Below are 14,618 nucleotides of genomic sequence, written 5' to 3' on the forward strand. Positions count from 1 at the left end.
ACGTGCCTTTTTTTGCGCTTAACGTTGCAAATGAAAGGTGACATCTTGAAGAATCGATCATTTTCTGTTTACTCCGCAGTTATTGTGCTAAAGTATCAAGAACCGTGATCATACAAAACTAGAATTAAAACCAATTACGATGAGGTGAAGGGGGAATGGGGAGTTTGCTATTAAATAGTCCGTATAAACCCAGTCAGCCTGATCTGGAACAAAAATATTTTGTGAACAGCTATAAGGTAGAAGAAACAGATGTGCTTTATGGGAAAGTATGGGAAATCTATCAATATGAATTTGATAGGCTGCCTTCTAATACAATTACAGTGCTGCCGGACGGACTTATTGAGCTTGTGTTCAATTTTAAAGACGGTCAAGCCGATTCATATTTAGTTCTGGCATCGACAGAATCCAGCCGCATAGAGGTTGGTTATTCGGAGTCAGGTTTCGGCATACGCTTTGTACCGGGTTGGTTGGGACAAGTACAGAATCCGCCTTTATCGAGTTCGCGCAAGATACTGAATGGGCTGACGTATATAAATAGCGAAGAAGTGATTTCTAATTTCGATGTGTTATTTCAGAAAGTCATATCTACTCATTCATTCGAACAGAGAGTGGAGTACTGCAAAGCGTTCTTTGGCGGCATAGAGCAAGTAGAAAATGACCAGGCTGAACTTGCTAGACAGGCCTGTTTATATCTCATTAATCATAATGGAAACAAAACGATTAGTGATTTGGAAAAATATATGGGGTACAGCTCTCGCTATATCCGAAAATTATTTGGTGAGTTTATCGGTTATTCTCCAAAAACAATGAACGAGATTATCAAGTTTCAGCATTCATTTCATCATTTTTCTGCGGAGCCGCATCGTTCTTTAAGCGACCTAGCCTGTGAATTCGGATATTATGATATTTCACATATGAATCGAGCGTATATAAAGTTAGCCAAACAACTGCCTAAATCGTTGTATCGTAATTTCTATGCGGAAAAGAAGTTCGAATGATCAATAGAAAAGGCGCATGCATGATGCCCGCACAAAGCTGCATTAAAGAAATTATGCAAAAATATATAGACGGATTTAACGGTAAAGACGCATCTGTTGTATACATGCTTTTTTCTGATAACGCTAAAATCGAGGACCCTGTCGGAGGCGGTCGAACGGTCGAGGGAAGATAGGCGATTAATGCTTTTTATAAAATGGCTGTTAATAGCGTCGAAAAGCTTGAATTGGAAGCACCGATTCGAGGTTCTCATGGAAATGAAGGCTTATTGGGGATCTGAGGATGCGGATGGAATCAGCCAAGCAGCAATTCAATAAAACGTGAGAAAGCCTTTATGAGAACAGCTTAAAGCTATAATCGTAGAGGCTTTTTCAGATAAGATTATTTTACAATGATATGATTCGCTACATGTTGTATGTTCTGTATAAGCAGCTTCGACATTAAAACGTAAAGGCGGGGATTAAAATGACACCGCAAGACCTTCAACGAGTCGGATACACTATTGTACATATTGAGCATATTACTAATTTGGCTAAAACTAGTCATCTGCCATTCGAGACGTCGATTCAGGAGATTCATAAATTAACCCTTCGCAGAGGAATGGACTTTGTAAGCAAATATACTGACGTCTATGCACTTTGCAGGGACGATAAGATGCTAACCGAGGTCGGGACAACGCTCCTGGAGTATGAGGGTGAAGTTACGGACTAATTGAAATAAGAAAATATCAAAACGGTATTCTCTATGGAGAGTCTTTCCTGATTTTATAGACGAATATTTTTTTGACTGCTATACTGTTGATAATCAATCTCATTTGGGCGTGCTTTGTGTACATTTCCGACACGATCGTGAACGGGGTCGGAAATGCAAAGATATTCATACATAATCCGATGCTTGAGGTCAACTGCCAGCGCCGGATGGAATATGTACCGCCAGCCTAACGATAAAGAAAGAATGTCCATTCAGCCTGGTGACCGCTTATTATCCATCTTCAATAGGCGGGCCGCATATGAGGGTTTTGGTGTCCATTCGGAAAAGGGTGATGTCGTGAAACAATTGCAAGTAGACGCGCAAGCGTTGCGAAAAATCGGTTTGTCGCGTGGCGATAAGGAGGAAGGCATCCAATGAAATCTTCCGCTTCGCCTGAAGATCCGAAGCAGGCCGTTAAGCAGGTCAAGGTCCGTTCGAGACCGTGGGCCGCATCGCTGATTCTGGTCGGCGGCGTTATTTTGCTCGTGCTCGGAATGGCGGTCGCGATTGCCATCGGCGCAAAGGATATCGCGCTTCCGGATGTATGGGATGCGGTATTCCATTTCAATCCGGATCTGACCGAGCATCAGATTATTCGCGAGCTGCGCATGCCTCGCGTAATCGGCGCGGCGGTCGTCGGAGCGGCTTTTGCGGTCGCGGGGGCGATCATGCAGGGGATGACCCGAAATCCGCTCGCCGATACCGGCTTGCTCGGCTTGAATGCCGGTGCCGGTTTCGCGCTGGCGCTGTGTTTTGCTTTCTTCCCGGGCATGTCTTTCCTGGGGCTGATGCTGTATTCGTTTCTGGGAGCCGGTGCGGGCGTCGGGATCGTATACGGCATCGGTTCCAGGTCGAAAGGCGGCTTGACGCCGATTCGTCTCGTACTGGCAGGCGCAGCCGTGAGTGCATTGTTTACCGCGCTCAGCGAGGGCGTAGCTCTGTATTTCAAGATCGGGCAGGATTTGGCTTTCTGGTACGCGGGCGGCGTTGCGGGCACGCAGTGGGTTCAAATCCAGATTATTTTGCCGGCCGTCGTGATTGCGCTTCTGGCTGCTTTCGCATTGTCTCGTTCGATCACGCTGCTCAGTCTGGGCGATGACATCGCGACCGGACTCGGCCAACGAACGGGCGTCGTTCGCGTATTCGGCGTAATCATCGTTCTCGTTCTGGCGGGTACAGCCGTATCGATCGTCGGTTCGGTCGGATTCGTCGGTCTGATCATTCCTCACTTGACGCGCAAACTGGTCGGCGTGGATTACCGCTGGATCATTCCTTGTTCGGCCGTACTCGGCAGCTTGCTGATCGTTTTCGCCGATCTGGCGGCACGTACGATTAATCCGCCGCAGGAGACGCCGATCGGAGCTCTGGTCGCCCTGATCGGCGTACCCTTCTTCCTCTATCTGGCTGTCAAAGAAAGGAGGAGCCTATAATGGAATCGATGATTCATCAAGCGGAGCGTCGCAAGCGCAGCCGCGGGCTCCTGGTTATCGGGATTTTGATCGTGCTTATTATCGTGGCGTTTGTCATCAGCATGAATACCGGTTTTATCCGCTTGTCGCCGATGGAAGTGGTTCGGACTCTGTTCGGCGGCGGTACAGCGCAGCAGCATTTGATCTTGTTCGAATTCCGTTTGCCCCGTATCGTCATATCGATTCTGATCGGCGCGGGTCTGGCCGTATCCGGCTGCGTCATGCAGGGATTGTCGCGTAACGCGTTGGCAGACCCCGGCATCCTCGGCGTCAACGCGGGTGCGGGTCTTATGGTCATGCTGTACGTCTCGTTCTTTTCTTCGACGGTAAGCGGTTCGGTGTTCCTTCTTCCGATCTTGGCGTTGATTGGAGCCGGAGCAACGGCAGTGTTGATCTACGTCTTGTCTTATAAAAAAGGCGAGGGCCTGATTCCTACCCGTATGCTGCTTGTCGGAATCGGGGTTGCGGCAGGCATCAGCGCGGCAATGATCGTGCTTACGCTTCGTCTTCGCCCGGAAGAGTACCAGTTCGTCGCGTCCTGGTTGGCCGGACGAATCTGGGGAACCAGCTGGAAGTTTGTTGTGGCCTTGCTTCCATGGCTGATTATTTTCCTGCCGTTCGTCTTCTACAAAGCCAAAGTCATGAACGTGCTGAACATGGGCGACCAGACAGCAACAGGATTGGGCACGTCGATCGAACGCGAACGGTTGCTGCTTCTGGCGGCGGCTGTCGGCCTTGCCGGCGCCTGCGTCGCAGTCAGCGGCGGTATCGGCTTCGTCGGCCTGATCGGCCCGCACTTGGGCCGACGCCTCGTCGGACCGAAGCACCAGATTCTGCTGCCCGTCTCGGCTCTGGCCGGCGCGCTGCTCGTCCTCGTCGCCGACACCCTCGGTCGCTGGATTCTTCAGCCGACCGATATTCCAACCGGAGTCGTCGTCGCCGTCATCGGCGCACCTTACTTCTTGTACCTGCTCGGCAAGAGCAAAATGTAAAACTCAAAACCCTCGTTTCATCCGAGCCGCTCTCCTTCCGGAGAGCGGCTTTTCTTATATAAATATAAGGGTCATTTGGATTCGTTCTTCGAGCGTCAACGAATTTGTTCGAGCTCGATTCTTCGATCGAATGCGAGAGGAACTTAAAACTCTTGGCGGGCCATTCCATACGGGAGCGAGGAGCAAGACTCTAACGGAACGTATATCCTTTAACGGCCCTTTTTGGAGGTGTTTTGATTTTTAACGGAACAGAGAAACGCTTAGACGGAAAAAAAGGACTCAAAGGCTTGAAATCCTTGTTTTTTCGTCTCTAAGTATCCGCTCGTTCCGTTAAAAATCTCAAACGAGCGATTTGGGCTGCTAAGCGCCAACTGGTTCCGTTAGAGTTTCCAAAACTGTAAGCTTTCTTCGCGAGACAACGTCTTGCATGAATTTCTTCCATAGCCTATCATGGAAGCGTTACCGAAATATCGAAACCGGTTTAGCGGTTAATCGATCCCAATCTAACCCAAGAGGTGAGCAGCAATGAAATACAGAAGACTGGGCAAGACCGACTTGAACGTATCTGTCGTGGGCGTAGGCACCTGGCAATTCGGAGGGGACTGGGGCAAGGATTATACGCAAAAAGACGCCGACGAAATTCTGATCCGTGCCAAAGAATTGGGCATCAATCTAATCGATACCGCGGAATGTTACGGACCGCATCATATGTCGGAGACGTTCATCGGCGATTTTTTGTCCCGCGATCGGCGAGAAGACTGGGTGCTCGCGACCAAGTTCGGCCATCATTGGCACGATAAATGGGAAAACGCCTGGAACGTCGATCAGATCCGCACGCAGCTCGAAGAATCGCTTCGCGCTTTGAAGACCGATTATGTCGATCTGTATCAGTTCCACTCCGGTTCGGACGAAGCGTTCGATAATGACGAGCTATGGACCATGCTGGACAAGCAGGTGCAAGCCGGCAAAATCCGCAATCTGGGCATCTCGATCGGCAGCAACGACAATCTGTACCAAACGGATAAAGCGGCCGAAGTGAATGCCAAAGCGATTCAAGTCGTGTATAACCGCATCGACCGCGTGCCTGAAGAACGGGTATTTCCGTCCTGCGAGCGTCAGGATCTCGGCGTGTTGGCGCGGGTTCCGCTGGCAAGCGGCTTCCTGAGCGGAAAATACAAGCCCGGTGCCATATTCGAAGATAATGTGCGCAAAGGTCGCGATCGCGCCGATATCGACGAAAAGCTGAGACAGGTGCAGCAAATTCAAAACACCGAAGTACCTGAAGGCATTGGCATGGCAGAATGGGCGCTGGCTTGGTGTTTGAAAAATCCGACCGTTAGCTGCGTGATTCCCGGTTGCAAAACGGTAGAGCAGGTCGAATCGAATGCTCGCGCCGCGGAAATCGAGCTGTAAATTAACGATATTGAAAAAAACCACATGACTTTTTTGCATTACTGTTGTAAAGTGATTGCAGAACGGTTTCCGCGTCGAGTTCGGACGCGGGGGCCGTTTTTTTTCGAAAACGCTTCATATGGGCATGAAAATGGTACAGGGTCGCAGCACGAATGGATAGATTGCCTGGATATTTAAGGAATTCCCGTCGAACGGCAGAACTCGGAGCCAGCGTCTGCCCAGGCCGAAACTGCGGCTATGACGGATCGTGCTTCGCAAGTTACAGAGCGACTGCTGGATCTTTTGCGTATTCCGGTTGAAGCCGGTATTCCGCTGCTGTTAATCGCGGGCGGGGCAGACGATGCCGTGCCTTTGGAGGAAAACGGGGATCGTCTGGACCGGCGTTATCGGGAGTTGGGCGGAAGCATTACACGAATCATCAAGCCGGATGGCGTACACCACCCGCATGGATTGGAGAATCCGCATCAGATCGTGGAGTTCGTTCGGGCCTCATTCCGGTAAAGCATCCGCTCGCAGCAGCTCTGGCAAAGCTTCGACTAGCTTGCCGCGTGTCCAGGCGTCGTCGAAATTCCAATGAGAGTGGAGCAGATGGACCCGATTGGCGTAACGGTGAAAGATTCCGCTTTGTAGCAGTCGACTTGCTTCACGGGATTCGACATCGCTGTTGTCCGAGTCGTACATGATGAAAAATCGTCCTGCCGCGTAATCGCCGAGTTCGTCCAGCGGCACATGCCGAAAACCTACGCCTGCTTGGATCATTCGGTCGATTTTGGGACAAGGGGTGAAGCCTCCTGTTCGATATAACGTAGTAGCCAAGCCTTGTCCGGCCATCGCGTATAAGCGGGTATCCATCAAGACGAAGCAAGCCGCCGTCTCGCCTGTCTGTAAGTCAGCCGAATGCCACATCCGTTCCAGCGCCGCTGCATGCAACACGATCCATGCAGCGGCTTCTTCGGTACGGCTTGTTAAACTTCCGATCAGGTTCAGTCGTTCATCCGGCGGGACAAAGTTTTCGATCGACACGGCGCTGCACACCTCGCCAACGCGCGGTAGCCATTCATGGCCTTCCGCTTCGAAAATCGCAAGATCGGGATTTAGTCGACCCAACATAGAGGAATCGGGCACAATACCCAGATCGATCATGTCGTGCAATTCGTCGGGAAAACAAAGCTGACTATGTACGACGGCTAGCGTAGCGGCGATCGGTGTCAAACCCAGCGCAAGCAGATCGCCTACAAGCCCTCCAGATGCCGCTATCCGCGCAGGCCGTTCAGGCGTAGGCGGCCCGGCGAAACGGATACTTTGGCTTCGGCGCCTAGAAAGCTGCCGATAAGCGGTAGGCGACACGCCCATAAATCGACTGAAACGGCGGCTGAAATAATATTCGTCGCGAAACCCCGACCCCCGGGCAATTTCGCGCAACGGATCATCCGTTTGCAGCAGCGACTTGCGCGTATGTTCTAATCGGATGACGTTCAAATACTCCAGCGGCGACAGGCCAGTGAGCTGCCTGAATAAAGTGCCGTATTGCCAGCGGCCGACGCCCGAACGGCGAATCAACTCGCTGACCGTTACAGGTTCCCGAAAACGGCGATGTAATTCATCCACAGTACCGCGAACGGCTGCTTCCGCGTTTGTATCGGCGGCAACAACCGGATGCGATTCTATCAGGACCAACAAGAGTTGTTGGGAAGCAATCTGCCTTCTTAGCGTTTCAGCGGCGCTTACCGAAGCAGTAGCACGAAGCTGCGCCATCAGGGGAGCGGCAATATCGGGATTCAGCTCGATTTCTGCGCCATAGATCAGGCCGGCTATAGGGACGGAAGTCGGTTCGATCTGCTCGTTCCCATAAACCAAAAATGCAAAACGTTCGCCGGATTTCTGGGTTTGTCCGGAATGCTCGCGGATAGTTGGGCGCGGTGTTTCCAGCAGAAACGTATACGGCTTTCCAACCCGCACTTCGAGCGTATGGGCATGCTCAGCTAACGAGGACGAAACCTGCAAGGATCGCCCCAGCCATCGTATATGAAAGCCGTTGTCCGGTTTAAGGCGCGGGTCGTCTGTCATCAACTTGCTCTCCTTTGCTTCGAAGATTTTGATCCGGTCTTATTTGACGGCAAAGCATAAAAGTAAAAAATCCTGCTCGGCCGATAATGGCCGAACAGGCGGATTAAAGCGGCGCATTAAAGTCATAAGCTCATGTTACGGCAACAGCGAACGCAAGTCCATGTGCCCGGTAGCCTAACCTATGTACGCTATACCGGCTTTCAAATCAGTTCGTTCCGTTGATCGTCTTGACCAGCTCGTCTAACAACCGTTCGCTCGTTACGGGATCATCGAAATTCCATTTGCTATCCATAATATGCACGCGGCCTTGTTGAACGGCAGGAATCGTTTTCCATACCGAACTGTTCAACAGGGCGTTTTGCGTAGCGACCGTTTCGGTATCGGTACTGGTCAGCAGGAAGATTTCCGTTCCGACATAATCGGGAACCAACTCGTTGGAGACGTCGATAAAGCGTTCGTCTTGATCGATCAGCTTTTGCACGTTGTCGGTCGGTGCCAGGTCGAGACGTCCGTAGAGGGTTTGGTTGAAGCCTTGATTGCCCATGATATACATCGTTTCTCCGAGCAGCAGCAACGAAGAAGCCGTCGGGTTGTCGGGCAGGTTGAGCGCGACTTTGGCTGTTTCAACTTTTTGCTCGTAGGCAGCCATCCATTTTTCGGCAGCCTCCTTTTGATTGGCGAGATCGGCTACGATTTTTAGACGCTCCGGCATGTCGATGGGGTCATCGGCACCGATCACTGCGGTCGGCGCGATTTTTTCTAACGTTTCGAATTCTTCCACATTCCAATCGTCGAACAGGATCAGATCCGGAGACAATGCCGTAATTTTTTCGAGCGAGTAGGGGTAACCCACGTCTTCGATGCCTTCCAGCAGATCGGGATAAGCGACCTGGGAGGCGATTACGCTAAGCGAAGCACCGATCGGTTTGACGCCGATTGCCAGCAGATCGCCTGGATTGCTTCCAATATATACGATTCGTTCGGGAGTCACCGGAATTTCGACTTCGCGGCCCGCTTGGTCAGTATACGTCCGCATTGACGGTTCGGAAGGGCTGTTTGAGGCAATGTCTGCTTGATTTTGCGCAGAAGTTTGAGGCGTCGCCTTTTCTGTGTTCGATGCGGCCGGAGTGCCTGCACATCCCGATAGCAGTACAGTCAGCAAGGAAAGCAGCATAAGCGGCCTGAAAAGCGTGTTTGATTTGAACATGCGAGAATCCCCTTTTTGTCTAAAGTTCGAATAATGATAATCATTATCACTAAAAAGTATCATAATCGTTCCGTGAACCGCGGGCAATGGACAAAATGCAGAATTAAATTTGGATAAATTGCAGATTGCATGCATGATGCAACCTGCCTCTTTTAACGTTTTCCGTCCAATAACCCCGGCAAGGCCGTCAATAAACGGCTGCGGCTGTAGGCGTCGATAAAGTTCCATTGGGCGGACTCGATGACATGAACACCGCGCAGAGCCGATTCTTGCAACTGCTCCCAGTAAGGACCCCGCATGAATTCACCCGTCAATTTTCGTTCTTCCGCTGTAGGAGGCAATAGCAAGAAAATGCGATCCGCAGCATAATGAACCGCTTTTTCCGGCGAAATCTCGACATATCCTTCTCCGCGACGCAGCGAATCAAGCAACGATTCGGCAGGCCGAAAGCCGTCAGGATGATACAGCAGGGCTGACAGGCCGACGCGGCCCATGACGAACAGCCGATTGCGTTCGAACGTGAACACCGAAGCCGTTTCTCTTTTAACTCCGTGACCTAGACCTTTCCACATCCCGCGTTCCTGCTCGAAATAATGCTCCAGCCAGCGCTCGCTTTCCTTTTCGCGGCCGAACCAGTTCCCGAGCAGCAGCATGCGTTCATCCAGCGCTCCCCAGGAGTTGTGAGCCAGCACAGGGGCCACCTTCGACCATCTGCGGCAATATTCTTCGTCCATTCGGGTGCAGATAATGAGGTCCGGACGTACGGCGCTCGCGCCGCGCATATCGGAATCGGAGGCCAGCTCGGTAAACCGATCCAACTGCTCACCGCAGAATCCCAGGCGAGAAGGAGCCGAACGTCCGCCGATCGGAGAGATACCTAGGGCCAACAGGTCACCGACCGATTCCCCCAAATACAAAATGCGCTTGGGTTCTGCGGGCACAAACACGCGGCGATGCAGCGAATCTCGCACCGCAATTGTTCCGCCGCTCTGGCGCGCATATCGTCCCGGCGAGCTTCCGGTAGCGGCGCGGAAGCGTCGGCTAAAGTAGTATTCATCGCGAAACCCGGTTCTCGACGCGACTTCGCGAAGCGGGCCGTCTCCGCGTCTGAGCAGCCGCCCCGCATGTTCAATGCGTAATTCATTGAGATACTCAAGCGGGGAAAGGCCCGTAATAGACCGGAAAACAGACGCATATTGACGCGATGTTAATCCGGAGGCTTCGGCCAGACGCGCTACCGTCCAATCCTCCGCCAATCGATGCTCCAGTCCGGATAGGCTATCTGCTACCGCCCGTGCGGCATTGATAGGAATCGGCGCCGATTCTTCATTGCCCGCGAGCAGCGTCATGATCCGGGTGAAAAGGGGCTGGCGACGGTTTCGGACGGAGGCCGTGCGCGCAAAGCGAAGGCTATGTAATTCCTCGGCCAGTTCAAGTACCTGCGCAGAAGCCTCGGCGAATCCGTCAGGGAAGCCGGGCAGCAGACCGAAAGACCGGAGCGGCTTGGGTTCGGATAAATCGGCAGCGGTAAAATCGAATCGGAAACAGACAGGTAAATGTTCATCTTCATGCCTATTCAGCTCCAACTCGGCAAACGCATCGGCAGGCAACAGCATGGCCATCCCGGCTTCAACTTGAAGACATTTTCCGTCAGTATGAATACGAACCGATCCGCCGGCAACCAATAGGAGTCGATAAACAGGCGAAGCGGCCAGCATGATTCGATGTTCGCTATTCAGTCGTTCTTGATTCAGCAGATGAACAAGCAAGGCGGCAGACTTCTCGAAGGGTGCAGGGAGCGGAGGCACGCCGATTTTCAAAGAAGCCAGCGAATCTGTTTTAAGGGACATGCAGAAGCTCCTCCGATCTAATTGATAATTGTTATCATTATAACGCATAAAAAGAGGCTTTCCAATGAAGATCGGAAAGCCTCTTTTTGATAACCAGTTAAACTCTTCAATTACGATTGCACGCCGATCAATTCGGGAATCGTCTTCAGCAACGCTTCGAGAGTGTACGCGTCGCTGCTTGCTTTCAGAATATCGATCCGGTAGACGTTGCCCGCTTGAACGGCAGGCACGTTTTTCCAAATTTCGGTCTTCATCAGATCTTCCGTCGATTCTTGCGCTTCTTCAGCTACGGCATTCAAAATGAAGATCCGGTCCCCCGCGTATTCTTCCAGCAGTTCCGGCGAAATCTCCAGGAAGCCCGTGCCTTCATCAATCAATTTCTGCGTTGCCGCAGGAGCTTTGAATCCGTTCTCCTGATACAGGGCTTGCGGCAAGCCTGTACCCGCCATAACGAAGAGTCGGTTGCCCGGGTAGAACGTGAATACGGAAGCCGTCTCGTCTTCGCCTACGCCGTTCTCGTGCAGCGTCTTCCACATTTCGGCCGAAGCTGCGTTGTATTGTTCCATCCATGCCGCCGCTTCGTCTTTTTTATTCAAAATAACGCCCAGATCCTTCATCCGGTCCTCAAGCGTTGCAAACGTATTGAAGGTGATGGTCGGTGCGACTTTAGACAGCGATTCAAGCAGCTTTTCATCCGTGTTGCCCGTGATGATCAGATCCGGAGAAAGAGAGAGCGATTTTTCCGGATCGGGAGGCGAACCGACGTCTTCGATACCCGGAACTTCGCTGCTGAACAAACGGTCTTCCAGTTCTGCCGTAGAAGTTGCAATCGGGGTTACGCCCAGTTCAAGCAAATCGCCGAGTGTCTCGCCGTAGTAGATCACGCGCTGCGGATTCACTGGAATCTCTACGGTGTGGCCGGTGTAATCCGTATAGCTTACCGTTCCGTTTTCTTCGACTGCAGGTTGCGTTGTTGTCTCGGTCGTCGTGGCTGGCGCTGTCGTTTCAGCCGAAGCGGCCGTATCCGTTGTTTCAGCCGGAGAAGAGCAGCCAACTGCGGCGCCGAGCAGGCCGACAGTGAAGAGACCCATGATTTTTCGGGTCGTAATGGATTGAAATTCAAACTTGCGCATCTGATGAATCCCCCTGTTTATGTAGGTAGTTATTGATAATCGTTATCAATGTTAATAAGCATAAAAGAAACCGGCAGCTTGCTCAATGCACAAATCAGCGGGATCAGAACGTCATTTTGTGCAAAAAGTCCGAAGATGAACGTCGCGTTGCCGGAATGAGATTCATATCGCGTGGACATAGCCTGACAAAATAGCCGTCGACGTTTACAATAGAGTATACATATAACCATATCTGTAGAGACGAAAGAGAGGTTTCCCATGCACAATCTTAATCCGCAAGAGCTGGACAGTAAGCTCGTGTACAAATTGATGACGGGTACAATCGTGCCGCGTCCGATCGCGTGGGTGACTTCATTTTCACGCGAACATGATGTCGTCAATGCGGCTCCGTTCAGCTATTTTAATATGGTCAGTTCGGACCCGCCTTTGGTGGCGATATCCGTGGTTCGTCGCCCGGACTGGCAGATGAAGGATACCGCGCGTAACGTGACGGAACATGGCGAACTGGTCGTGCATATCTGCGACGAGTCGTTAGTTGAAGAGATGAACCGGACAGCCGCGATGCTGCCGCCGGGCGAAAGCGAGATCAACCTGACAAAACTGACGCTGATCGACAGCGATGCGGTAAGCGTGCCAAGCATTGCCGAAGCGAAGGTGCGATTGGAATGCCGACTGGAATCGCATCTGCCAATTAAGTCGGATGATGGACGTGTGACGCACGATCTGCTGATTGCCCGTATTCTAAGATTTCAATTGGATGAATCGATCTACAATGCCGAACGCGGCTATGTGTTGACGGAAAAATTGCGCCCGGTCGCAAGGCTTGCGGGTAACGAGTACGCGGAGCTGGGACGGTTGTTCAAGATCGAGCGGCCTACTCAGCCGGGTGGCGGCGTCTAAACGCTCAGTCGAATAGTAAAGTCATTACAATCCAATCGAACGTACGCGCTTGACGGGGAGTGACGGTCGCTTGGTCGGAACGCCTCCGATTTCCGCCTCCATACGCCAAAAAATCCGCTTTGGGCGCCGTATAGGCGCGTCCGAGCGGATTTTTTACCGGATATGAAGGGGGTTACAGAATCGGCGAGAGCAGGCGGGTGAACGATTCGAGCAGTTTACGCAGCAGCGGACGCAGCTTGTACTGTTCGAGGGTCAGGATTTCGCTGTCTTCCATGTCTTTGCGGAACAGGGCTTCCAGCTCGCCGGCTTTTTGCGAATCGTAGACGATGGCGTTGACTTCGAAGTTCAGCTTGTAGCTGCGGATGTCCATATTGGCGGTTCCGACCGAGGCGAGACGCCCGTCGACGACCATCGTTTTGGCATGCAGGAAGCCTTTTTTGTACAAATAACAGTTGACGCCGAGATCGAGCAGTTCGCCGAGGTACGAATACGAAGCCCAGTACACCATTTTGTGATCGGGAACCTTCGGAATCATCAGATGGACTTCGACGCCGGACAGGATTGCCATTTTCAGCGCGGTCATCATGCTCTCGTCCGGAATGAAGTACGGCGTCTGGATCATGATGCAGTCGCGCGCTTCGTCCATCATTTTGATATAAGCCAGCTTGATCGTCTCGCGGCTCTGATCCGGACCGCTGGAGATGATCTGCGCGCCGACGCTGCCGGTGAACGGGCGGCTCACGCTCAGGAACAAGTTCTCCGGAAGCCTCTGCTTCACGGATAGGCTCCAGTCATGCAGGAAGATCGCGTGCATCTGGATCAGCGCCGTGCCTTCGATCCGCAGATGCGTGTCGCGCCAATAGCCGAACTTTTTGACCTCGCCGAGGTATTCGTCACCGACGTTGAATCCGCCGATATACCCGCACGAGCCGTCGATGATGACCAGCTTGCGGTGATTGCGGTAATTCATTTTGAAGTTGATGAACGGAATCCGGGACGGGAAAAAGGGAGCGGCTACGCCGCCGGCTTCGCGGAACTTTTGCAGGAAGCGCCGATTAACCTTTTTGCTTCCCCAAGCATCGTACAAGACGCGGACTTCGAGACCTTGTTTCGCTTTTTCGGTCAAGGCGTCGATCAGACGCCGGCCCAGGTTGTCGTTTTGCCAAATATAATACTGCACATGGATGTACTTCTGCGCGCGGCTGATATCGGCAAGCAGGGCATCGAATTTCTCCTTGCCGTCCGAATAGACGATCACGTCGTTGTCCTGCGTGTACAGCGAGAAATCGCCGACCATGTTCATATGCAGCAGCTCGCGGTAACGGGCCGTGCGGGGATCGTTGAATTCCAGTTTCTCGTCGAGCAGCTGTTGACGCTGGACGGAGATGCCGGGCAGCAGAATCTTCTCCTGTTCACGGAATTGGTACCGCTTGACGCGGCTGAGATTTTGTCCGAAAAACAGATACAGGATGAATCCGATGATCGGCAGGAAAAAAAGAACCATCAACCAAGCCCAGGTGACCCCGATATCGCGCCGCTCCAAAAAGACGACAGTCATTGCCAGAAGAAGGTTCAAGACAAGCAAAAACCACGGAGCATGGTTAAACCAATATAATTCCAAATGCCGCGACCTCAGCTTTCTATAATGAAGTTTTAAAACAATCATACGCGTAACCAAGATATTAGTCTCTTATCAGAGTTAAAGTAAGTTTAAGCCCGTCTGAAACTCACCTAAAGCGTGTGCGTTTCAGACGAGCTTAAACCTCCGATTAAGATCTGACAAGATATTAGTTTACCTGATTGTGATCAATAAGTGAACAATTCCGGACATCAATCACATG

Annotated in this window: 11 protein-coding genes; 6 read left to right on the forward strand and 5 right to left on the reverse strand. The window is 51.8% G+C overall.

Translation table 11 applies throughout. The features are described from left to right. Positions 1-155: 155 nt before the first annotated feature. The 5 genes from SACSAC_RS14285 to SACSAC_RS14320 all read left to right on the forward strand — a co-directional run bounded on the left by SACSAC_RS14285 (position 156) and on the right by SACSAC_RS14320 (position 6,121). Entirely contained in the window at positions 156-998 is an 843-nt protein-coding gene (locus SACSAC_RS14285; protein ID WP_037287544.1) for a helix-turn-helix domain-containing protein, read from the forward strand. 1,122 nt (positions 999-2,120) lie between these two features. Further along, a complete protein-coding gene (locus SACSAC_RS14305) occupies positions 2,121-3,176 on the forward strand; it encodes a FecCD family ABC transporter permease (RefSeq protein ID WP_037287552.1) in 1,056 nt (351 codons plus the stop codon). Then, on the forward strand, positions 3,176-4,207 hold the full coding sequence (locus tag SACSAC_RS14310) for a FecCD family ABC transporter permease (RefSeq protein WP_037287555.1): 1,032 nt from the start codon (positions 3,176-3,178) through the stop codon (positions 4,205-4,207). The genes SACSAC_RS14305 and SACSAC_RS14310 overlap by 1 nt, the downstream gene beginning before the upstream one ends. Before the next feature lie 525 nt (positions 4,208-4,732). After that, on the forward strand, positions 4,733-5,620 hold the full coding sequence (locus SACSAC_RS14315) for an aldo/keto reductase (RefSeq protein WP_037287558.1): 888 nt from the start codon (positions 4,733-4,735) through the stop codon (positions 5,618-5,620). Between the two features lie 237 nt (positions 5,621-5,857). Continuing rightward, complete coding sequence (locus tag SACSAC_RS14320) at positions 5,858-6,121, forward strand: alpha/beta hydrolase (RefSeq protein WP_037287560.1); 264 nt, start codon at positions 5,858-5,860, stop codon at positions 6,119-6,121. Here SACSAC_RS14320 and SACSAC_RS14325 read toward each other — a convergent pair. The 4 genes from SACSAC_RS14325 to SACSAC_RS14340 form a co-directional block, all read right to left on the reverse strand. Further along, positions 6,110-7,687, reverse strand: a complete 1,578-nt coding sequence (locus SACSAC_RS14325) for an AraC family transcriptional regulator (protein WP_037287563.1) — start codon at positions 7,685-7,687, stop codon at positions 6,110-6,112. The two genes, SACSAC_RS14320 and SACSAC_RS14325, sit on opposite strands and share 12 nt — an antisense overlap. Before the next feature lie 205 nt (positions 7,688-7,892). Continuing rightward, positions 7,893-8,894: an ABC transporter substrate-binding protein gene (locus SACSAC_RS14330; protein ID WP_051507125.1), complete on the reverse strand. Its 1,002-nt coding sequence runs from the start codon at positions 8,892-8,894 to the stop codon at positions 7,893-7,895. A 152-nt stretch (positions 8,895-9,046) separates the two neighbouring features. Continuing rightward, on the reverse strand, positions 9,047-10,744 hold the full coding sequence (locus tag SACSAC_RS14335; protein ID WP_051507126.1) for a helix-turn-helix domain-containing protein: 1,698 nt from the start codon (positions 10,742-10,744) through the stop codon (positions 9,047-9,049). A gap of 110 nt (positions 10,745-10,854) precedes the next feature. Beyond that, on the reverse strand, positions 10,855-11,877 hold the full coding sequence (locus tag SACSAC_RS14340; RefSeq protein WP_084778075.1) for an ABC transporter substrate-binding protein: 1,023 nt from the start codon (positions 11,875-11,877) through the stop codon (positions 10,855-10,857). Positions 11,878-12,135: 258 nt separating this feature from the next. Between SACSAC_RS14340 and SACSAC_RS14345 the strand changes: the two genes are divergently transcribed. Next, a complete protein-coding gene (locus SACSAC_RS14345; RefSeq protein ID WP_037287566.1) occupies positions 12,136-12,777 on the forward strand; it encodes a flavin reductase family protein in 642 nt (213 codons plus the stop codon). Between the two features lie 172 nt (positions 12,778-12,949). Here the strand turns inward: SACSAC_RS14345 and cls are convergent, their stop codons facing one another. Further along, positions 12,950-14,335 (reverse strand): cardiolipin synthase, encoded by a 1,386-nt coding sequence (cls, locus tag SACSAC_RS14350; protein ID WP_245608741.1) that lies wholly within the window; start codon positions 14,333-14,335, stop codon positions 12,950-12,952. Positions 14,336-14,618 lie beyond the last annotated feature (283 nt).

This window comes from Saccharibacillus sacchari DSM 19268 (assembly GCF_000585395.1).
GTDB lineage: Bacteria > Bacillota > Bacilli > Paenibacillales > Paenibacillaceae > Saccharibacillus > Saccharibacillus sacchari.